The organism is Alsobacter metallidurans, from assembly GCF_014636935.1.
Classification (GTDB): Bacteria; Pseudomonadota; Alphaproteobacteria; order Rhizobiales; family Beijerinckiaceae; genus Alsobacter; species Alsobacter metallidurans.
Window position 1 is genome coordinate 1,939,915 of the sequence record NZ_BMES01000001.1, and the last position, 21,268, is coordinate 1,961,182.

At 67.4% G+C, this 21,268-nt stretch carries 17 protein-coding genes; 11 read left to right on the top strand and 6 right to left on the bottom strand.

From position 1 onward, the window contains the following. Nucleotides 1–113 precede the first annotated feature (113 nt). A complete protein-coding gene (locus tag IEV99_RS08945) occupies nucleotides 114–1,970 on the bottom strand; it encodes a potassium transporter Kup (protein WP_244643789.1) in 1,857 nt (618 codons plus the stop codon). 363 nt (nucleotides 1,971–2,333) lie between these two features. Here IEV99_RS08945 and fabI point away from each other — a divergent pair, with 363 nt between their 5' ends. The 5 genes from fabI to ribB all read left to right on the top strand — a co-directional run bounded on the left by fabI (nucleotide 2,334) and on the right by ribB (nucleotide 10,779). Next, the gene (gene fabI, locus IEV99_RS08950; protein ID WP_188517304.1) at nucleotides 2,334–3,164 is read left to right on the top strand and encodes an enoyl-ACP reductase FabI; all 831 of its coding nucleotides are present in this window, start codon (nucleotides 2,334–2,336) and stop codon (nucleotides 3,162–3,164) included. 6 nt (nucleotides 3,165–3,170) lie between these two features. Then, nucleotides 3,171–3,758 (top strand): histidine phosphatase family protein, encoded by a 588-nt coding sequence (locus tag IEV99_RS08955; RefSeq protein ID WP_188517305.1) that lies wholly within the window; start codon nucleotides 3,171–3,173, stop codon nucleotides 3,756–3,758. A 350-nt stretch (nucleotides 3,759–4,108) separates the two neighbouring features. Then, a complete protein-coding gene (locus IEV99_RS08960) occupies nucleotides 4,109–8,176 on the top strand; it encodes a Pls/PosA family non-ribosomal peptide synthetase (RefSeq protein WP_188517306.1) in 4,068 nt (1,355 codons plus the stop codon). A 119-nt stretch (nucleotides 8,177–8,295) separates the two neighbouring features. Continuing rightward, nucleotides 8,296–9,408 carry a chorismate synthase gene (gene aroC / locus IEV99_RS08965; RefSeq protein ID WP_188517307.1) on the top strand — a complete coding sequence of 371 codons (1,113 nt, stop codon included), beginning with the start codon at nucleotides 8,296–8,298 and terminating at the stop codon, nucleotides 9,406–9,408. A gap of 66 nt (nucleotides 9,409–9,474) precedes the next feature. After that, nucleotides 9,475–10,779, top strand: a complete 1,305-nt coding sequence (gene ribB / locus IEV99_RS08970; RefSeq protein ID WP_188517308.1) for a 3,4-dihydroxy-2-butanone-4-phosphate synthase — start codon at nucleotides 9,475–9,477, stop codon at nucleotides 10,777–10,779. A 3-nt stretch (nucleotides 10,780–10,782) separates the two neighbouring features. Here the strand turns inward: ribB and IEV99_RS08975 are convergent, their stop codons facing one another. Further along, the gene (locus IEV99_RS08975; RefSeq protein ID WP_188517309.1) at nucleotides 10,783–11,178 is read right to left on the bottom strand and encodes a hypothetical protein; all 396 of its coding nucleotides are present in this window, start codon (nucleotides 11,176–11,178) and stop codon (nucleotides 10,783–10,785) included. A 50-nt stretch (nucleotides 11,179–11,228) separates the two neighbouring features. Beyond that, nucleotides 11,229–12,149 (bottom strand): LysR family transcriptional regulator, encoded by a 921-nt coding sequence (locus tag IEV99_RS08980; protein ID WP_188517310.1) that lies wholly within the window; start codon nucleotides 12,147–12,149, stop codon nucleotides 11,229–11,231. 128 nt (nucleotides 12,150–12,277) lie between these two features. On the opposite strand from IEV99_RS08980, the gene IEV99_RS08985 reads away from it, so the two are divergent. Next, entirely contained in the window at nucleotides 12,278–12,709 is a 432-nt protein-coding gene (locus tag IEV99_RS08985) for a DoxX family protein (RefSeq protein ID WP_188517311.1), read from the top strand. Nucleotides 12,710–12,975: 266 nt separating this feature from the next. On the opposite strand, the gene IEV99_RS08990 is transcribed toward IEV99_RS08985, so the two are convergent. Then, nucleotides 12,976–13,974, bottom strand: coding sequence for an L-threonylcarbamoyladenylate synthase (locus IEV99_RS08990; protein ID WP_188517312.1), 999 nt, complete (start codon nucleotides 13,972–13,974; stop codon nucleotides 12,976–12,978). Nucleotides 13,975–14,106: 132 nt separating this feature from the next. Here IEV99_RS08990 and IEV99_RS08995 point away from each other — a divergent pair, with 132 nt between their 5' ends. From IEV99_RS08995 to corA, 4 genes are all read left to right on the top strand, one after another. Then, complete coding sequence (locus IEV99_RS08995) at nucleotides 14,107–15,879, top strand: acyl-CoA dehydrogenase (protein WP_188517313.1); 1,773 nt, start codon at nucleotides 14,107–14,109, stop codon at nucleotides 15,877–15,879. Next, nucleotides 15,876–16,724 carry an SDR family oxidoreductase gene (locus IEV99_RS09000; RefSeq protein WP_188517314.1) on the top strand — a complete coding sequence of 283 codons (849 nt, stop codon included), beginning with the start codon at nucleotides 15,876–15,878 and terminating at the stop codon, nucleotides 16,722–16,724. Before IEV99_RS08995 ends, IEV99_RS09000 begins: the two co-directional genes overlap by 4 nt. A gap of 34 nt (nucleotides 16,725–16,758) precedes the next feature. Then, entirely contained in the window at nucleotides 16,759–17,622 is an 864-nt protein-coding gene (locus IEV99_RS09005) for an SDR family oxidoreductase (RefSeq protein WP_188517315.1), read from the top strand. Nucleotides 17,623–17,712: 90 nt separating this feature from the next. After that, entirely contained in the window at nucleotides 17,713–18,696 is a 984-nt protein-coding gene (corA, locus tag IEV99_RS09010) for a magnesium/cobalt transporter CorA (protein WP_188517316.1), read from the top strand. Nucleotides 18,697–18,975: 279 nt separating this feature from the next. On the opposite strand, the gene IEV99_RS09015 is transcribed toward corA, so the two are convergent. Continuing rightward, nucleotides 18,976–19,926, bottom strand: a complete 951-nt coding sequence (locus IEV99_RS09015) for a crotonase/enoyl-CoA hydratase family protein (RefSeq protein ID WP_188517317.1) — start codon at nucleotides 19,924–19,926, stop codon at nucleotides 18,976–18,978. Between the two features lie 581 nt (nucleotides 19,927–20,507). Here IEV99_RS09015 and IEV99_RS09020 point away from each other — a divergent pair. After that, nucleotides 20,508–20,780 carry a hypothetical protein gene (locus IEV99_RS09020; RefSeq protein ID WP_188517318.1) on the top strand — a complete coding sequence of 91 codons (273 nt, stop codon included), beginning with the start codon at nucleotides 20,508–20,510 and terminating at the stop codon, nucleotides 20,778–20,780. Nucleotides 20,781–20,786: 6 nt separating this feature from the next. Here IEV99_RS09020 and IEV99_RS09025 read toward each other — a convergent pair whose 3' ends face one another. Continuing rightward, the gene (locus tag IEV99_RS09025) at nucleotides 20,787–21,224 is read right to left on the bottom strand and encodes a hypothetical protein (protein ID WP_188517319.1); all 438 of its coding nucleotides are present in this window, start codon (nucleotides 21,222–21,224) and stop codon (nucleotides 20,787–20,789) included. Nucleotides 21,225–21,268 lie beyond the last annotated feature (44 nt).

The following is a 21,268-nucleotide window of genomic DNA, read 5'->3' on the forward strand; positions in this document are numbered from 1 at the left end:
CGAACCGGGGCGGGGATGCCGCCTCGGTCCGTTGCAACCAAAACTGGCCGAACGGGGTGAATCGATCGTTAAGGCGCCGCGGTTCTCGCGTGATCCGCCGCGTCAGGTTGTATTTAGACCGTCACCTGCGTGCCGACTTCCACCACGCGCCCGGTTGGGATCTGGAAGAAGTCCGTGGCGTCGCTGGCGTTGCGGGCGAGCGCGATGAACAGCTTGTCCTGCCACAGCGGCATGCCCGACTGCGCCGCCGGCTTGATGGAGCGGCGCGACACGAAGAACGACGTCGACATGATGTCGAAGGTCCAGCCGAGCTTGCGCGCGATGGCGAGGCCGCGCGGCACGTTCGGGCTCTCCATGTAGCCGAACGTCATCTTCACCCGCGAGAAATGCTCGCTCACAGGCGAAATCGTGATCCGATCCTCCTCGCGCACCCGCGGCGTATCGGCCGTGGACACGGTCAGGATCACGTTCTTGTCGTGCAGGATCTTGTTGTGCTTGAGGTTGTGGAGCAGGGCGGTCGGCGCATAGTCCGGGTCGCTCGTCAGGAACACGGCCGTGCCCTGCACGCGGTGCGGCGGCTTTTTCTCCAGGTTTCGCACCAGCATCTCGAGGGGCACTTCCGACCGGCGCGTCTTGTCGGCCAGGATGCGCGTGCCCTTGCGCCACGTCGCCATCAGCAGGATCAGGCAGGACGCGAACACCAGCGGCGCCCAGGCGCCGTCGAGCAGCTTCAGCAGGTTCGCGGCCAGGAAGGTGGTGTCGATCAAGAGGAAGGGCGCCACCAGCAGGGCGGCCGCCCAGGGCTTCCAGCGCCACATCCGCCAGATCACGATAAAGGCCAGCGTCGCATCCACCACCATCGTGGTCGTCACCGCGATGCCGTAGGCCGACGCCAGCGAACTGGAGGAGCGGAACAGCAGCACCAGGATGATCACGCCCATCAGCAGCAGCGTGTTGATGCGCGGGATGTAGATCTGGCCGGAATGCGTTTCGGACGTGAACCGGATGTCGATGCGCGGCAGCAGTCCGAGCTGCACGGCCTGCCGGGTCAGCGAGAAGGCGCCGGTGATCACCGCCTGGCTGGCGATGATGGTGGCGGCCGTCGCCAGCCCCACGACCGGGATCAGCGCCCAGTCCGGGTAGAGCATGAACAGCGGATTATCGATGGCCTGCGGGTTGGACAGCACCAGCGCGCCCTGGCCGAAATAGTTGATCACCAGCGCCGGCAGCACCAGCCCGAGCCACGCGATCTGGATCGGACGGCGGCCGAAATGGCCGAGATCGGCGTAAAGCGCCTCGCCGCCCGTGACGGCGAGAAACACGGCGCCCAGCGTCACGAGCCCGATCAGCTTGTGCTGCACCAGAAACTGCATGCCCCAGGCGGGGTTCAGCGCCAGCACGACCCCGGGATCGTCGCTGATATGCGTGATGCCGCCGAGCGCCAGCACGCCGAACCAGGCGATCATGATCGGGCCGAACGCGGCCGCCACCTTGGCGGTGCCGCGGCTCTGCACGGCGAACAGCAGCACCAGGATGCCGATCGTGATCGGCACGACATAATGCTCGAGCGCCGGCGTGATGAGCTTCATGCCCTCGACGGCGGACAGCACCGAGATCGCCGGCGTGATCACCGAGTCGCCATAGAACATGGAGGCGCCGACCACGCCGAGCGCCAGCATGTAGCTGCGGCCCTTGGTGAGCGTGCGCTGCGCCAACGCCATCAGCGACAGCGTCCCGCCCTCGCCGTTGTTGTCGGCGCGCAGCAAGATCAGGACGTATTTTGCCGTCACGACGAGGAGCAACGCCCAGACGATGAGCGAAAGCACGCCCAGAACGGTGTCGCGCGGAACAAGCGGATGGGCCCCGGCCTGATTGTGCGCACCGACGGCGGCCAGCAACGCTTCACGGAAGGCGTACAGGGGGCTCGTGCCGATGTCCCCGTACACCACTCCGATGCTGCCGACCGTCAGCCCGACGAGGCTGCCCTGTCCGTGACTTTTTCCGTGCCCCGCAACTTGCGCTGCCGCGCTCTCGCCCACGGATGACCTCGCCTCTGGAGCAATGCCCGATCGGGTTGATCGGCGGCAGTGCTGCTTAACCTAGCCGGTTCCCGGCGGCGGCGCTTATAGCACCGACGCTGGCAGATGCCACCATCCCGCCACGGACCAGACAAAATGGTTACGGCACCGCTGGCAAGAACCATCTGGATGCGCAATCAAAGCGTGTTTCACAAGTGACCCACATCCTTAAGCGTTGGGGCGCTTTCGTTGGCTCGGGGCTTCGGCTAATGATGCCACCACAGCTTAGCGCCCACCGAATTTCGAATGGTCGACATGACAGAACAGATTACCCGGGCTTCCAACCTGCTCGCCGGCAAGCGCGGGCTCGTGATGGGTGTGGCCAACAACCGTTCGATTGCCTGGGGCATCGCCCGCGCGGTTCACCAGCACGGCGCCGAACTGGCGTTCACCTACCAGGGCGAAGCGCTGGAGAAGCGGGTGCGTCCGCTTGCCGCGGAGCTCGGCGCGGCCGTAGTGGGCCACTGCGACGTCACCGACCCGGCCAGCATGGACGCGGTGTTCGCCGAGGTGGACAAGCTCTGGGGCGGGCTCGACTTCGTGGTCCACTGCATCGCGTTCTCGGACAAGGACGAGCTCACCGGCCGTTACCTGGACACCAGCGAGGCGAACTTCACCAAGTCGCTGCTGATCTCGTGCTACTCGTTCACCGCAATTGCGCAGCGGGCCGAAAAGCTGATGCACAACGGCGGCTCAATGCTGACGCTGACCTATTACGGCGCCGAGAAGTGGATGCCCCACTACAACGTCATGGGCGTCGCCAAGGCGGCCCTCGAGGCGTCGGTGCGCTACATGGCGGCCGATCTCGGCCCCAAGAACATCCGCGTCAACGCCATCTCGGCCGGCCCGATCAAGACGCTGGCCGCCTCCGGCATCGGCGACTTCCGCTACATCCTGCGCTGGAACGAGTACAACGCCCCCCTGCGCCGCACCGTCACCACCGAGGAGGTCGGCGAGACCGCCGCCTATCTGGTGTCCGACATGTCGCGCGGCATGACGGGCGAAATCCTCCATGTGGACGCCGGCTACCACGTCGTCGGCATGAAGAACCCCGAGGCCCCGGACATCACGCTCGAGAAGGCCTGATCGGGCATGCCCGATCCGTACCGGCTCTTTTTCATCCGCCACGGCGAGACGGACTGGAACGCCGAGGGCCGGCTGCAGGGCCAGCAGGACATTCCCATCAACGAGCGCGGCCGCTTCCAGGCGGCCGAGGCCGGGCGAAAGCTCGGCCTGATCGCGCCCCATGCGGGCGATCTGCCCTGGCGTGTCAGCCCGCTCGGGCGCACCCGCGACACCGCCGAACGCGCGCGCCGCGCCCTGGGCCTCGATCCTTCCGCCTATGAGCTCGATCCGATCCTGAAGGAGATCTCCTTCGGCGACTGGGAAGGGCGCACCTGGAAGGAAATCCGCAAGGCGCTGCCGGAGGCGGCGGCCAGCCGCATCGCAAACAAATGGGCCTACCAGCCGCCCGCGGGCGAGAGCTATGCGATGCTGGCCGAGCGCGTCCGGCCCTTCGCCGACAGCCTCGTGGGCGATAGCGTAGCGGTCGCGCATGGGGGCGTCGCACGGGCGCTGCTCTACCTCCTGTGCGGCGTTCCGGCCGAACGAGTCGCCAGCGCCGAGATCTGGCAGGGCAGGGTGCTGCTGTTCGAGAACGGCCGCTACAGCTGGACCTGAGACTCGGTCAGCGGGTTGCAGAGTTGTGGCGCAACTGGCTGAACCTGCTGCGCTCGATCACAGCCAGGCGGCCTCTCCGGTTGTAAAATCAACCTTTTGGTCCCCATTCCGAGCAATCTGAACGGCCCCGTTCAGAATCGTTCATCGTGGGTTCAGTTCGGCGATTGCATAAGGGTGCACCGTCGGATGGCAGGGTTGCCGTTCGAAGGCCCTGCCGCCCTCGACGGCTGGCGGGTCAACCAACGAGGGCGTTGCGGGGGCATCGTCACCAGTCGAGCGCACGCGGCGGAGCTTGTCTCCGAACGACGACGCTTGGCCTGGCGATGGACCGTAGCGCCGGGAGAGCAGCGATGAACCGCGCACCGATCGATCTGGTGGCTTCGAACTCCGCAACCCGGGCCAGCGCCGTCGCGCAGGCCCCGGCCATCCTGCGGGGCGACCAGCGACCCGATCTGCTGCGCGACGAGGTCCTGGCCGAGATCTTCGGCGAGACCGCCGCCGCATTCCCGAACAAGCCGGCCATGATCTGCCGCGGCACGGCGCTCACCTACGCGCAGATCGAGGCGCAGGCCAACGCCATCGCGCGCGGCCTGAACGCCGGCGGCGTCGGCCCGGGCGACGTGGTCGGCCTTTGGGTGCCGCGCGGCTCCGAGCTGCTGATCGCGCAGATCGCCGTCGCGAAGTCGGGCGCCGCCTGGCTTCCCTTCGACGCCGACGCGCCGGTTGAGCGCATCGCGGTCTGTCTCGCGGACGCCGACGCCAAGGGCCTGCTCACCTGCGAGGCATTCGCGGACCGCGCCGCCGAGGCGGGCGTGCCGGTGCTGTTGTCCGCCCGGCTCGCAGCCGGGCAGAGCGGCGAATCGGTCGATCCGCGCCGGCTCGGGCTGACGCCGGACCATCCCGCCTACATGATCTACACGTCAGGCTCGACCGGCATGCCCAAGGGCATCGTCGTCAGCCAGCGCAACATCACGCACTATCTGCGCGCCGCCAACGCGCTGTTTGGCCTGACCGATCAGGACGTGATGTTCCAGAGCGCCTCCGTGGCGTTCGACCTTTCCATGGAGGAGATCTGGGTTCCTTATCTCGCCGGCGCGACCCTCTGGGTGGCGACGCCCGAGGTGATGGCCGAGACCGACAAACTCGCCGACGTAATCGCCGAGGCCGGCGTCACCGCCATCGACACGGTGCCGACGTTGCTCGGCCTCTTTGCGCGCGACATCCCCAGCCTGCGCGTCATCATCCTGGGCGGCGAGGCGCTGCCCGCCTCCATCGTGCAGAAATGGGCCAAGCCCGGCCGCCGCATCTTCAACACCTACGGGCCGACCGAGGCGACCGTGGTGGCGACCGCCTGGGAGGTCGTCGCCGGCGAGGCCGTGTCGATTGGCCGGCCGGTCGCGAACTACAGCTGCTACGTGGCGTCCGAGGACCTCACCCTGCTGCCGCCCGGCATGCAGGGCGAGCTGCTGATCGGCGGCCCGGGCGTCGCGCAGGGCTACCTGAAACGGCCCGAGCTGACGGCCGAGAAGTTCATCGCCAACCCGTTCTCGTCCGACGGCTCCGATCCCGTCCTCTACCGCTCCGGCGACGCCGTGAGCATCGATCCGGCCGGCAACATCCTGTTCCACGGCCGCATCGACGACCAGGTCAAGATCCGCGGCTTCCGCGTCGAGCTCGGCGAAATCGAGGTGAAGCTCGACGAGCTGCCGGGCGTCGCCCAGTGCGCCGTGGTGCTGCGCCAGGACGACGGCATCGACCGGCTGGTCGCCTTCGTGGTGCCGGAAGGCGAGGGCAAGCTCGACCGCATGCAGGTTCGCATGGCGCTCGCCGAGCGCCTGCCGTCCTACATGGTGCCGTCGCGCTTCGAGCTCGCCTCCACGCTGCCGCGCCTCGTCTCCGGCAAGGTCGACCGCAAGACCCTGCGCGCCATGCCCCTCGCCAGCGCGACCGGCCCAGCCGACGAGCAGGAGCCGGCCCGCACCGCCACCGAGGCCAAGCTGCTGGAAGCCGCCCAGTCGGTGTTCCCCGGCCAGAGCCTGCCGTTCGACGCGGACTTCTTCAACGAGCTCGGCGGCCACTCGCTGATCGCCGCGCGCTTCATCTCGGCCGTGCGCCAGAACCGCGGGCTGGAGAGCGTCACCCTGCAGGACGTCTACGGCCAGCGCACCCTGCGCGCCATTGGCGCCGCCATCGATGGGCGCGCCGTTTCGGTCGACTCCGACCTCTCCTTCGAGGCGCCCTCGTTCCGCCGCCGCTTCCTGTGCGGCCTGGCGCAGGGCGTCGCGATGCCGTTCATCCTCGGCCTCGTCACCATCCAGTGGCTCGGCCTGTTCCTGGCCTCCGTGTTCCTGCTGCAGGACGACCCGAGCCTGCTGGCCGAGGTGCCGGTGCTGCTGGGCGTCTACGTGGCGCTGAACCTCGGCACCAAGGCGCTGATCGTGGCGCTGAAATGGACCGTGCTCGGCCGCACCAAGCCGGGCCGCTACCCGCTCTGGGGCGTGTACTATTTCCGCGTCTGGTTCGTGCAGCGGATGATCCAGGTCACGACGCTGAAGTTCCTGCAGAACTCGCCCCTGATGCGCGTCTACCTGCGCATGCTGGGCGCCAAGGTCGGCAAGGACGCGATGATCTCGGACTTCGAGGCCGGCGCCATCGACCTGATCAGCATCGGCGACCGCGCCACGCTCGGCATCAAGACCAAGTTCGCCAACGCGGTCGCGATCGGCAACGAATTCGTGATCGGCCCGATCACCATCGGCGACGACGCCTACACGGGCTCGTCCTGCTCGTTCGGGCACGACACGGTGGTGGCGGAGGGCGCCCAGCTCGGCGACCTCACCTCCGTGGCGCCCGGCATGATCATTCCGGCCTGGGAGACCTGGACCGGCTCGCCCGCCCGCAAGACCGGCGAGGTCGACCGCGCCTCCATGCCCGAATTCCCGACCGTGACGCCGGTCACCCGCGCGCTGCAGAACGCCACCTATGCGGGCTCCTACATCGTCATGCTGATGCTCGGCCTCGTGCCGATCTTCCCGGCCTTCTACATCCTCTACAACCTCGACGGCCTCATCGACGGCCAGGTCGACTACAGCGTCAGCTGGGCGACGCTGCCCTTCCTCGCCTGGCCGACAGCCATGGCGCTGATCGTGGTGGCGGTCGCGATCATCGTGGCGCTGCGCTGGACTATCATGCCGACCCGCGTGAAGTCGGGCCACTACTCGATCCACAGCTGGTTTTATGTCCGCAAGTGGATGGTGGGCCTCGCCACCGAGGTGACGCTCGAGACCGTGTCGTCGCTCTACGCCACCGTGTTCATGCGGCACTGGTACCGGATGCTCGGCGCCAAGATCGGCCGCGGCACCGAGGTCTCCACCAACCTCGCCGGTCGCTACGACCTGGTGGAGCTGGGAGAAGACAACTTCGTCGGCGACGAAGCCGTGCTGGGCGACGAGGAGATCCGCAACGGCTGGATGATCCTGGAGCCCGTCAAGACCGGCGACCGCGTGTTCATGGGCAACGATTCGGTGATCCCGCCTGGCTCCGTGCTCGAAAACGACTGCCTCATCGGCGTGAAGTCGACCATCCCGTCCAGCCTCCACGTCAAGAGCGGCGAGATCTCGTTCGGCAGCCCGGCGATGCTGATCCCGGCGCGCCAGAAGGTGAACGCCAACGCGCAGTCAACCTACCGGCCGTCGAAATGGTGGGTGTTCGGCCGCACCATCTTCGAGACCCTGCACACGTCCCTGCCGACCGCGACCTTCATCACCTGCGGCTACATCACCGCCGACCTGATGGAGAGCCCGATCACCAATGGCGAGTGGGGCAAGGCGACCGCCATCTTCCTGGCCGCCGGCATCGTCATCGCGCTCGCGCTGATCGCCGTGTCGGTTGTCGCCAAGTGGCTGCTGATGGGCGTCTACAAGCCCACCATGAAGCCGATGTGGTCCTTCTGGGCCATGCGGACCGAGGCTGTCGCCGTGCTCTATGGCGGTCTCGTCGGCAAGGCCTCGGTGGAGTTCCTGCGCGGCACGCCGTTCCTCCCCATGGTGCTGCGCCTCTACGGCACCAAGATCGGCAAGGGCGTCTGGATGGACCTCACCGACATCACCGAATTCGACTGCGTGAAGATCGGCGACTTCGCCACCCTCAACATGGGCTCCTGCCTGCAGACGCACCTCTACGAGGACCGCATCATGAAGGTCGGCCGCATCGAGGTGAAGCGCGGCGTCCATGTCGGCTGGGGCACGACGGTGCTCTACGACAGCACCGTGGGCGAGTATGCCCGCCTTGGCCAGCTGACCATCGTGATGAAGGGCGAGAACATCCCCGCCCACACCAGCTGGGCCGGCGCGCCCGCCATGCCGGTGGCGGTGGTCGAGGCCACGGCCGTGGCCGAGCCCGTGAAGGTCGCGGCCTGAAGGCCCGACGCAATCTATTGATGACGGCCCGCTTCGGCGGGCCGTTTGCGTTGAGAGCCGCCGTTCCCCCATCCCCTAAAATGCTCTAAGACGCGGAGCCATTCTCCGGGGCCGCCGCCATGTCTCACAATACCTTCGGCCATCTCTTCCGCGTCACGACCTTTGGCGAGAGCCATGGGCCGGCGCTCGGCTGCGTCATCGATGGTTGCCCGCCCCGGATTCCGCTGACGGCCGAGGACATCCAGGCCGATCTCGACAAGCGCCGCCCCGGCCAGTCGCGCTTCACCACCCAGCGCCAGGAGCCGGACCAGGTGAAGATCCTGTCCGGCGTCTTCACGGACGAAGCTGGCGTGCAGGTCACGACCGGAACGCCGATCGCGCTGATGATCGAGAACGTCGACCAGCGCTCCAAGGACTACGGGGAGATCAAGGACAAGTACCGGCCGGGCCACGCCGACTTCACCTATGATGTGAAGTACGGCATCCGCGACTACCGCGGCGGCGGTCGGTCCTCCGCTCGTGAGACGGCGGCGCGCGTCGCCGCCGGCGCCGTCGCCCGAAAGGTCGTCGATGGGCTCACGGTGCGCGGCGCCCTCGTGCAGATCGGGCCGCACAAGATCAATCGCAACAACTGGGATTGGGAGGAGATCTCCCGCAATCCGTTCTTCTGCCCGGACGCGAAGGCGGCCGCCTTTTTTGCCGAGTATCTCGATGTGATCCGCAAGTCGGGCTCGTCGATCGGCGCGGTGATCGAGGTCGTCGCCGAGGGCGTTCCGGCGGGTCTCGGCGCGCCGATCTACGGCAAGCTCGATTCCGAACTCGCCAGCGCGCTCATGAGCATCAACGCCGTGAAGGGCGTGGAGATCGGCGCCGGCTTCGGCGCGGCCGAACTCACCGGCGAGCAGAACGCCGACGAGATGCGCTACGGCAACGACGGAAAGCCGTTGTTTTTGTCCAACAACGCCGGCGGCGTGCTGGGCGGCATCTCGACCAGCCAGCCTGTGGTGGTGCGCTTCGCCGTGAAGCCGACCTCGTCCATACTCACGCCGCGGCTCACCGTTGACCGCAAGGGCGGCGAGACGGATGTTTTCACAAAGGGCCGTCACGACCCGTGCGTGGGCATTCGAGCCGTGCCCGTTGGCGAGGCCATGGTCGCGTGCGTGATCGCGGACCAGTTCTTGCGCCACCGGGGGCAAGTCGGCGCTTCCAGTGCTTGGCCGACAGCCGGCTAATTCAGCGCCGCTTAATCAGCGTAAAATTCAGTGGCGCTGAATTCGAGCGAGGTTTATGCTGTCCGCATGAGGTTGGCGGAGTGGCTCCGATCTAAGGGCATGGCGCGGAACGTGTTCGCCCAGCGTATCGGCGTGTCGCCCGCGGCCGTGACCCAGCTTTGCAATAATGACACGGCCTGGATGTCGCGCGAGACCGCCGAGCTGATATCCAGGGCGACGGCCGGGGCCGTAACGCCAAACGATTTTATCGACCTTCCCACGGTTCTCCCGACCGCTTCCGAGGAGCGTTCCATGTCCCATTCGGTCACCGAAGCCATCGAGGCGCTCGCCAGGGGAGAGATCGTGATCGTCACGGACGACGATGATCGCGAGAACGAGGGCGACCTCATCTGCGCCGCATCGCTCTGCACGCCGGAGAAGATGGCCTTTATCATCCGCAATACGTGCGGCATCGTCTGCGCGCCGCTCACCAGCGGCGAGGCCAAGCGGCTGAACCTCAACCCGATGGTGGCCAGCAACGACGCCCCGCTGGGCACGGCCTTTACGGTGACGGTGGACGTGCGCCACGGCCTCACCACCGGCATCTCGGCCGAGCAGCGTTCCAACACCGTGCGGGCGCTCGCCAACGGCAACATGGGCGCGGGTGATTTCGTGCGCCCCGGCCACGTCTTCCCGTTGATCGCCAAGGATGGCGGCGTGCTCATGCGCTCCGGCCATACCGAGGCGGCCGTTGACCTCTGCAAGCTGGCAGGCCTGCCGCCTGTGGGCGTCATCTGCGAACTCGCCAACGACGACGGCACCGTGATGCGCGGCCCGCAGATCGTCGCCTTCGCCGAGCAGCATGCGCTGAAGCGCATTTCGGTCGCGGACCTGATCGCCCATCGTCAGGCGCGCGAAAAGCTGGTGGAGCGCGTCGCCACCTTCCCGGTGAAGACCGAGATCGGCGAACTCACCGGCTACGCCTACGTGACGCCCTACGACTCGGTGCACCACTTCGCCTTCGTGTACGGGCCGATCGGCGACGGCCGCAACATGACGACGCGGCTGCACCGCGCCAACGTGGTCGCGGATGTGCTCGGCGGCGGCAAGTCCGTGAACGGCGCGCTGCAACGCTTCAAGGAGGCCGGGCGCGGCGTGCTCGTCTACCTGCGCGACGGAACGGCGGGCGTGCCGCTGCAGGAGCTCGATGCGGACCTGTCCTCGTCGGAGGCGGCCCGACAGCGCCAGTGGCGCGAGGTGGGTCTCGGCGCGCAGATCCTTCGCGACCTCGACGTGCGGTCCATCGTCAACCTGTCGTCGACCCCGCGCTCCTATGTGGGGCTTGCGGGGTTCGGGATCGAGCTGGTCAGGACCGAGCCGCTGGAAGGGTGATGGTCAGCGAACGCTGATGCCGTAAGCACGACGTGTCGACGACCCGGACGGGTAGAGCGCCTCCGCAACCAGAGCGTCCGTGCCTGTGAAGCCCGGATTCGGCGTATACCAAAGCTGAAGCGAACGGATGCGCTTCATATTGCAAACGTGGCGCACGTTTGATGCGGGGAACGTGGTGTAGTCGACGCCATCGCGAAACGATGCACGGCCGTTCTTGGGTGGGACGACGATCCGGCCAACGATGCCCGGAATGGGCGTGCAATCTGGGTTTACTGAGGAATAGCGGTCGAGCTTCCGGGGCACGTCCTGCGGCACGGACACAATGCTCGTCCGGTCGGCGCCGGCCGTGTTGCAGCCGGCAAGTGCGATCGTAACGAGTAGAAACAGCGGCAAACGCATCAGAAAACCTCTCCATCAGAGGCTTCAGCTTAAGCGTCGCCTTGGATCCTTCAACCAACCCAGGGTCGGTCCCCCTCCATCAATGCGCGCATTCTGACGATCTCGGCCCCGGCCGTGTCCAGAAAGGCGCGAATGCGCGGCGAGGCCCGCAGGTCCGGGTGGGTGAGCAACCACAACCCCGCCGAGAAGTCCGGGTTTAGCGTCGTCAGGCGCACGAGGTCGGGTCGCCGATCGGCGATGAAGCAGGGCAGGGGGCCGACGCCGATGCCCTCCGCGACGGCTTCGGCGAGCCCCAGCACGGTGTTGATCTTGATCGCCACCTTCTCGGCCGGCACGTGGTCGCGCACGTAGCGCGCCGCCTTCAGATGCCCGAACTGGTCTCCGAGCGACACCCAGAAGCGGTCATAAAGATCGCGCTCCTCGATGGTCTCGCCAGCCGCGATGTCCGGAAAATCCGTTCGCCGGCCATAGACCGCCCACACGATGCTGGCGACGCGCCGCCCCACCAGCGTCTCGGGCGGGCTGTCGGTCGCCCGCACGGCGATGTCGGCGTCGCGCTTGGACAGGTTCAGCGCCTGGTTGGACAGCACCATGTCGACCCGGATGTCGGGATAGTTCTGCCGGAAGTTGGCGAGCACCGGCATCAGCAGATGCACCAGCAGCGTGTCGTTGGTGGTGACCCGCACCTCGCCTGACGGCGTCAGCGCCTGTCCGGCGAGTTTGCGCGAAAATGCCGCCACGTCCCGGTCCATGCGCTCGGCCAGCGCCGCCATCTCTTCGCCGGCCGGCGTCAGGCCGTAGCCGGTGCGGTGACGCTCGAACAACGACAGCCCGACCCGCTTCTCGATGTCGGCGAGGCGGCGGAACACGGTGGAGTGATTGACCCCGAGGGTCTCGGCCGCACCGGTGAGCGACCGTGTGTCCGCGATGGCTTTGACCAGACGAAAGTCGTCCCACGGAAGAGGGTTCATTTGCGTCTCTGCAAGAAAGTCCTTTCGCTATGTGCCATGGATTTGCGAAAGAGAGAAGTCCAATGTTCCGCCCATGGAAGCCGCCGGCATGGGCCGGGCGGCAAGCGACACCCCCGGAGAACACAGCCATGGTCGACCCCCGCACCGCCCCCTACGCCCTGTTGTTGCTGCGCGTGACGCTCGGCGTCATGTTCATCGCCCACGCCGCCCTGAAGGTCTTTGTCTTCACCGTGCCCGGCTTCGCCGGCTTCCTCGCCCAGGTCGGCATGCCGTCCTTCATGGCGCTGCCCGTGATTCTGCTCGAGGCGTTCGGCGGGCTCGCCCTCATCCTCGGCGTTTATGCCCGCGCGGTGGCGTTGGTGCTCACCCCCGTGCTGCTCGGCGCGCTCTCGGTGCATGTCGGCAACGGCTGGCTGTTCACGGCCCCGAACGGCGGCTGGGAATACCCGGCGTTTCTGGTGATCGCCGGCCTCACGGTGGTGCTTGGCGGTGACGGCGCCCTGGCGCTCCGGCCGACGGCGCTTCCGGCGCGCGAGCGGCTTGCCACGCAGACCGCCTGATCTATCTATCCCGTATCGAAGCCGCTCCGGCTCTCCCGGGGCGGCTTTTCATTGAATGGATTTCGCACGACATGAACGAGCCGAATGGCCAAACCCAGCCCGCGCCAAACCGTCTATCGCCCGCCCCGATGCGCTCCCCCAAACCGACCGCGCACGCCCAAGGCGGCTGCACGGGCCACAGCCTGAGTCAGCGCGTGGTCGCTCTCGTCACCGGTCGGTGCTCAGAAACCGGCAAGCGCATCACCGCCGCGGGACTGTGATCGAGCTCAGCCGCGCGGGGCCGCGGCCCTGCGCAAGCGATCATTGATCGCTTCTCCAAGACCCCTGTCCGGAATGGGAGCTGCCGCGATCGTGGCCGCGCCCGACCCATCCAGCCGCCGCAGCATGGCAAAGAGGTTCGCGGCCGCCTCGGCGAGGTCTCCTGAGGGGCTGAGATTGGCCGTCGCCGCCGCGCCCGCGGCGCCCTGCGGCGAAGATGGACCAAACAGCAGAGCGGCCTCGCCCGGGCGTATCGCCTGTGCGGCGAGCCGCACGGCCGCTTTCGGCGCGTAGTGCGAGGCCAACATGCCGGGCGCCACGGGCGCATGGTCCGCCTCGGAGAAGACCGCTTCGTCCAGCCCCCGGCCCAGCGCCGTCTCGATCGCGTCCCGCGCCACCCCGCCGGGCCGCAACAGCGTGACCTTGCCATCCAGACAGGACACAATCGTGGATTCGACGCCGACCTCGGTCGGGCCGCCGCTCACGACTGCGTCGATCCGCCCGTCGAGATCCTCGAGCACGTGCTCCGCCGCCGTGGGGCTGACGCGGCCCGAGCGGTTCGCGGAGGGCGCCGCCACCGGGCGTCCGACGAGGCGCAGCAAGGCGTTCGCGATCGCGTGCGCGGGAACCCGCAAAGCCACGCTGTCCAGCCCCGCGGTGGCGAGGTCCGCCACCGAACAGGTCGGCGCCTTGGGGACCACCAGCGTCAGCGGCCCCGGCCAGAACGCCCGCGCCAGCGCGAGCGCATCCGCTCCGAAAACGCCTTCGCGCTGCGCTGCCGCGAGGTCCGGCACATGCGCGATCAGCGGATTGAAGCTCGGCCGCTCCTTGGCGGCGTAGATGCCCGCCACCGCCCGCCCGTCGGTCGCATCCGCGCCGAGGCCGTAGACCGTCTCGGTGGGAAACGCCACGAGCCCGCCGTCGCGCAGCAGGGCCGCAGCCCGGGCGAGGCCTGCCTCGTCAGGCTGGAGGCGGGCGGTCCGGCGTGTTGACGCTGTATCGTTCATCTCTAAACTATCGCCCGACGCGCGCGAGTGCGCCTTATTTCGCAGTCGCTTCGCTTAGCACGGCGACTATGATGCGCGCCAACGGTCGCGTGAGCGGCCGATCCAACGCTGCGCTCCGGGAGAAACACGCCGATGACCTACCGCGCCCCTGTCGCCGACATGTTGTTCACGCTGCGCCATGTCGCGGGCCTGGACCGGCTGGCCGCGGACGGCCTCGCGCCGGAGCTCGAGGGCGACATGGCGCCCGCCATCCTGGAAGAGGCCGGGCGATTCGCCGGCGATGTCATCGCGCCGCTCAACCGCATCGGCGACAAGGTCGGCTCCCAGCTGCGCGATGGCGTCGTCACGACGCCGCCGGGCTGGCGCGAGGCTTATAAAGCCTGGACCGACGCCGGCTGGAACGGCCTCACGGCCGACCCGGACTTCGGCGGCCAGGGCCTGCCGCAGCTCGTGCAGGCGGCCTGCGTGGAAACGTGGAACTCCGCCTCCTTCGCCTTCGCGCTCGGCCCTCTGCTCACCGCCGGCGCCATCGAGGCCGTCAAGGCGCACGGCTCGGAGCACCTGCAGCAGACCTACCTCGCCAAGCTCGTCTCCGGCGAGTGGATGGGGACCATGAACCTCACGGAGCCGCAGGCCGGCTCGGACCTCAACGCCCTGCGCGCCAAGGCGGAGCGGGCCCCTGACGGCACGTACCGGATCTTCGGCCAGAAGATCTACATCACCTATGGCGAGCACGACCTCACCGACAACATCGTCCACCTCGTGCTGGCGCGCCTGCCGGATGCGCCCGCCGGCACGCGCGGCATCTCGCTCTTCCTGGTGCCCAAGTTCCTGGTGAACCCTGACGGCTCGCTCGGCGATCGCAACGACGTGCGCTGCCACTCCATCGAGCACAAGCTCGGCATCCACGCCTCGCCCACCTGCACGATGGTGTACGGCGACGAGGGCGGCGCCGTCGGCTGGCTGATCGGCGAGGAAAACCGGGGCCTCGCCTGCATGTTCACGATGATGAACAATGCCCGCCTCAATGTCGGCCTGCAGGGCGTCGCTATTGCGGAGCGCGCCTTCCAGCAGGCGCTGCATTACGCGCAGGAGCGCCGGCAGGGAAGGGCGCCGGGCTACACGGGCGAGGGCATGAGCCCCATCGCGGAGCATCCGGATGTCCGCCGCATGCTGCTGCGCATGCGCGCGCAAACGCAGGCCGCCCGCGCCCTGTGCTACCGCGTCGCCGAGGCGCTCGACCGCGCGCACCGCGAGACCGATCCCGCCGCCCGCAAGGCCGCAAACGAGCGCGCCGCGCTGCTCACCCCCATCGCCAAGGCCTATTCCACCGACATCGGCGTGGAAGTCGCCTCCATGGGCGTCCAGGTGCATGGCGGCATGGGCTTCGTGGAGGAGACGGGCGCCGCCCAGCACCTGCGCGACGCCCGCATCGCGACCATCTACGAGGGCACCAACGGCATCCAGGCCATCGACTTGGTGCAGCGCAAGCTGCCGCTGTCCGGCGGCGACACGGTGCGGGGCGTGATCGCCGAGATGCGCGAAACCGTGAACGCGGTCGCGCAATCCAACGCGCCGGGCTTCGGCAAGACGGCGGAGCGCCTGCGGGACGCCGTGGACAGCCTGGAGCGCGCCACGGCCTTCATGATGGAGGCTTTGGGCGCTCGCCCCAACGACGCGCTCGCGGGCGCCACCGACTACCTGAAGCTCTTCGCCCTCGCGCTGGGCGGCGCATCGCTGGCCACCAAGGGCCTCGTCGCCGCCGATGACTCCGGCCAGCCCGCGCGCATCGCCAGCGCGCGCTTCTTCGCCGAACAGGTCGCCACGGAGGCGCCCGCCCTCGAGCGCGCCATCGTGGACGGCGCCGGCGCGGTCGGGGACGGCGCCCTGGTTCTGGTGGCGTGAGCGAGGCGCCGCGCCCGCTGGCCGGCAAGGTCTGCATCGTCGCGGGCGCGTCCCGCGGCGTTGGGCGCGGGATCGCGCTGGGGCTCGGCGAAGCCGGCGCCACGGTCATCTGCAGCGGTCGTTCGACGCGCTTTGGCTATCGCACAGAGGGGCGCCGCGAAACCGTGGAGGACGCCGCCGAGGCCGTGGAAGCGGCCGGCGGCCGAGGCTTCCCGTATGTCTGCGACCACACGGACACAAAGGCGCTTTACGCATTCTCGGCCTATGTGATGCGGCGCTTCGGCCCGCCTTCGGTCGTTGTCTGCTCGGCCTGGGCCGGCGCGGAGGGCTTCGACGGCGCTCGCCAAGCTGACGGCACGCCCTTTGGCGCGCCCTTTCACGAGCGTTCGCTGGCCCCGTTCGAGCCCGCGCTCGAATCCGGCGCCTATGCGGCGCTCGCCACCGCGCGCGCTTTCGCGCCGCTGATGACGCCGGTCGGCGCCGGCCTCATCGTGGTGGTCGGGTTCGACGGCCAGGGCCGCCCGCTCGGCGACATCTTCTACGATCTCGGCAAGGCCGCGGCGCTGCGCGCCTCGCAGCTCATGGCGGCCGATCTCGCGCCGCACGGCGTGACGGTGGCGCACCTGTCGCCCGGCTTCGTCCGCACCGAGCGGGTGCAGGACGCCGGCCTCGCCGACGAGGCGACCGAAACGCCGCTCTATGCCGGCCGCGCCGTCGCGGCGCTCGCGGCCGATCCCGCCATCCGGGATCACTGCGGCGCATCGCTCTTCGTCGCCGATCTGGCGCGGCGCTACGGCTTCACGGACGCGGATGGAACCCAGCCCGGGCGCTTCGTTCCGGGCTGATCCAGGCGGATTCTGTTTCTCAGGGGAGGCGTTCATGTCATTGGCCGGAAAGACCTTGTTCATCACCGGAGCCTCGCGCGGCATCGGCCTCGCGATCGCCCTCAAGGCGGCGGCGGACGGCGCCAACATCGCGGTCGCGGCCAAGACCACCGAGCCGCATCCCAAGCTCGAAGGCACCATCTACACGGCCGCGGACGCCATCGAGCACGCCGGCGGCAAGGCGTTGCCCCTGGTGGTGGACGTGCGCGAGGAGGCGTCTGTCGCCGAGGCGATCGCCAAGACAGTCGAGACCTTTGGCGGCATCGACATCCTGGTCAACAACGCCTCCGCGATCCAGCTCACCCCCACGAGCCAAACCGACATGAAGCGCTTCGATCTGATGCACCAGATCAACACGCGCGGCACGTTCATGGTCTCCAAATACGCGATCCCGCATCTGGCGCGCGCCGCGAACCCGCACATTCTCATGCTGTCGCCGCCGCTCGACATGAAGGAGAAATGGTTCGCCCCGCATCTCGCCTACACGATGGCGAAGTTCGGCATGAGCCTGTGCGTGCTCGGCCTCGCGGGCGAGCTGCGCCAGCAGGGCGTCGCCGTGAACGCGCTCTGGCCCCGAACCACCATTGCGACCGCCGCGGTGAAGAACCTGCTCGGCGGCGACGCCCTGATGCGGGCAAGCCGGACGCCCGACATCGTCGCCGAGGCCGCCTATCGCATCTTCGGAAAGCCATCGCGGGAGTTCACCGGCCAGTTCCTGATCGACGATACGTTCCTGGCCGGCGAAGGCGTGACGGATTTCGACCAGTACCGGGTGGATCCCACCCAGCGTCTGTTCGTGGACTTTTTCGTGCCCGATGACAGCCCTGCGCCCGCGAGCCTCGATCCGCTGGAAAGCTGAGCGATCCCCAACTTGCGTGTGACGGCGCCGTGCGGTCAGGTAAACGTGACACGCAGGGCTTTGCGCCAACTCCCGCTCACCGGAGCCTGAATGATCATCGTCTACAACGCGGCCGTCGCCCCGGCGGCCGGCTTCGACAAGCGCGTGCTGCAGGGTGGGCAGGAGATCCCGCGCGGCGTGGTCTGGATCGACCTGATCGAGCCGACCCGCGATGAAGACCGGCAGGTCGAGGCCTATCTGGGCATCAGCATCCCGACGCGCGAGGAAATGAGCGACATCGAGCCGTCGGAACTGCTCTACACCGAGAACGGCGCGCGCTACATGACGGCCCGGGTGGTCTACCGGGTGGAGCGGGACCCCGAGATCACGGGCCTGACCTTCATCCTCAAGGACCAGACGCTCGTCACGGTCCGCTACGCCGAGCCCAAGGCGTTCCAGATGTTCAACAACCGGATCGCCCGGCCGGAGGGTTGCGCCGGCAACGCCGAGGCCGTGCTGGCAGGCCTGGTCGAGACCATCATCGACCGCGCCGCCGACGTGCTGCAGGAAACCGGCGCCAACATCGACGCCCTGTCCAAGATGGTGTTCGAGGCGCGGCCGCAGCCCGGCAGCCGCCAGGCCGAGCACCAGGACACGCTGCGGGCGCTGGGGCGCTATGGCGACCTGATCTCCAAGATCCGCGAGAGCCTCGTCTCGGTTGAGCGCCTGCTGCTCTTCCTATCGGTCAGCTACCGGGCCGCGCGCGTTCCCATGGAGCTGCGCGAGGAGGTCCGCACCACTCTGCGCGACCTCCAGTCGCTGGAGGAGCACGCCACCTTCCAGTCGCAGAAGATCCAGTTCCTGCTCGACGCCACGCTCGGGCTCGTGAACCTGGAGCAGAACAACATCATCAAACTGTTCTCCGTGATGGCCGTCATCTTCATGCCGCCCACCCTGATCGCCTCGATCTACGGCATGAACTTCAAGCTCATCCCCGAACTCGATTGGACGCTCGGCTACCCCATGGCGCTCGGCCTGATGGTGATGGCGGGCCTGCTGCCCTACGTCTTCTTCCGCTGGAAACGCTGGCTCTGATCGCGCAAGCGCCTCGCCGTCATTGCGAGGAGCCCAGCGACGCAGCAATCCAGACGCCGGGCGAAGGGCTTGGAGCGTTCTGATCCACCATCAGCTGGATTGCTTCGCTGTCGCTCGCAATGACGGGGAGGGGAGCGACCCGTTCGGGCGCCTGCGCATCATTCAGGCAGGTCAGCAGCCTTCTGGACTCCCTCGTCCTTCGCGACGCAGGCCTAAGCAAGCCTGCTTCTCAGGATGACGGGCAGGAAGGAGCTCACAGTGCAACCCCAGGCAATCGCCTCACGCAGCGGCCTGGTTCCTGAGCCGGCGCTTTTGGGCGGCCATCAGGTGGGCCATCCGGCGCAGGTCTTCTTCCCGCAGGCGCATGGCGGTGTCGACCCAGATGTCGGTGACGTCCTGCAACTCGCGAAGCGCCGGGCCGGCGACCCGTTTGCGGACCGCGAACAGGGCGCGCCGCGCCTCGTAGGTGCGGGAGGTCGCCGCGATGTACCGCTCCACCGCCTGGACGCCCTCGCCATCCTCCGCGACGACGTCCACGAGGCCCATGTCGTGCAGATCCTGCGCCGAATAGGTCTGGCCGCTGAGGATCATCTTCTCCGCCCGCATGGCGTCGAGGCGCCGGGTCAGCAGGGTGTAGGCGCCCATGCCGGGGAAAAGATTGAACAGGATCTCGGGAAGCGCGAACTTGGCGCTGCGCTCGGCGATGATGACGTCGAAGGATAGCGCCGCCTCAAAGCCGCCGCCCAGGGCGTCGCCTTGCACCAGCGCGATGGAGACAATGGGCAGGCCCTCGCCGAGATTGCTGTGCACGGCTTCCACGCACTGGTAGGCGTATTGGCGAAGCCCCTCGCGGTCGCCGTTGCGGATTTTCTCGGAAAACAGCCGCAGGTCGCCGCCGAAGTTGAAGATGCGCGGCACCCGCGAGCCGAACACGAAATAGCGGCCGCGCTCGGCTTCGACCGGCTCCTGAAGGTTTTCTTCCACCATGCGGCGCAGCCCGATGAGTTCGCGCAGCAGGGTGGGGGTGAAGGCCGGGGTCGCCCGGGGCTTCATGAAGCTCCAGATGATCCGCTCGCGCGGGCTCCAGTCCAGTTCGATTTCGTCGAAGTGGCTCGTCGCCATGGAGATCGGCAGCTCGGGTGAAGGACTATGCTGCCTTTGAGGGTTGGTCAGCACCGGCGTCAGGTGTGAAACGCCATACGCCTCGGATCGAGCCGACATCATCGCCATACTCCAAGCGCTCCGCCACGGACGCTGAAGTCATCCTTAAGAAGAAGTTAAAATCCGCGCCATCAATACAATTCGTTAACCTTAACATGGCAGGCCGATAGCTGTATTTAGCAACGACCGTGCGGGCTGACGCAAATTAACGACTTAAAAGACACGGGAAAATATATACCCGATATCAAGAAAAGGATTGTCTCTAACCTCTGCCTCGTTCATGGCCTCAGGTCCCGCGCCATGACGATGCCGGGCTGCCCACCTGCGACCTGGGTGGCGGTTTCGACCGGCCACTCCCCTTGCGACGGGAAGCGCCGATCCGGAGCAATCGCGCTTTCGTTCTTCCGCGCGATCCAGTCGCCCCAAGTGCGAAAGCGAAACCAAAGTGATCGCATAACAACAGTTGTCGTGGCACAGGAGCAAAAGGCCAAATGGCCGTTTTTGACGAACCAGAGATCGCCGCGCGGCACATTGATTTAGGACATGGACGGCGGCGATGACAGGTGTATTCTCGTTCGTAGACGCGCGAATACTAAGCCTGAATGGGCATGGAAAATTCGTGCTACTAAAAACCGTAGCAGGGGACGGGAATGCTTGGTCGTGCCGTGAAGCGCGTTGCGCAGTTCTGTGATTCGAGCGGCGAACTCCAAATTGGGCTGGATCGTCCGCAGGGCGCTCTGCCCGCCGATGTGCAGATCCTGCTCGTGAACGACCTGCTGAAGCCGATCAAGTTGCGAACAGGCCGCACGGGGGTCATCGCCTATGCGTTGACCGAGCGGGCAGGGGTGTATGCGGACGCACGCCCGCTTCTCAGCAAGGCGCGGCAGCCCCGGACCTCTCCGGCCACCTCCGTCGCCTGTTGAGGCTGCTCAGGCCACGCGACGTGCAGGTTCGGCCTGCCAATCGGCTTGCTGAACGGTCAGCCGGAGCAGCTCTGAGCTGAGCGTTGCGGTTCGCTCGCGTTCTGCCGCCAGGTCCAGTAACGCGGAGCTCAGCACCGAACGGATCTGGTTGAGTTCAGCCTGCAGGCGAGCGAGGTCTGGGGATGGCGAGGCCGGCGTCACAGCAGCTGTGGCGGCGGCATCCGACGCGATGGGAAGGTCCGTCGTAGAGCCGCCGCCGTCGACGGATCGGATGTATGCGCGGGTGAGTTCCACGCCCAGGGTCGGGGTGAGCTTCACGCGGGTCTGCCCGTCGCTGCACTGGCGCCGCGGCCAGGCGGCCGCAATCACGGCGTCGCGTGTTTCGGCTGGCGTCCTGCCGAAATGCTCCGCGAGTTCGTCGTAGGTCGCCCAGATCTGCGGCATGACGCGGTTCCCGTGTGACCGCTCAAATCTGCCCGCAAGGTCTT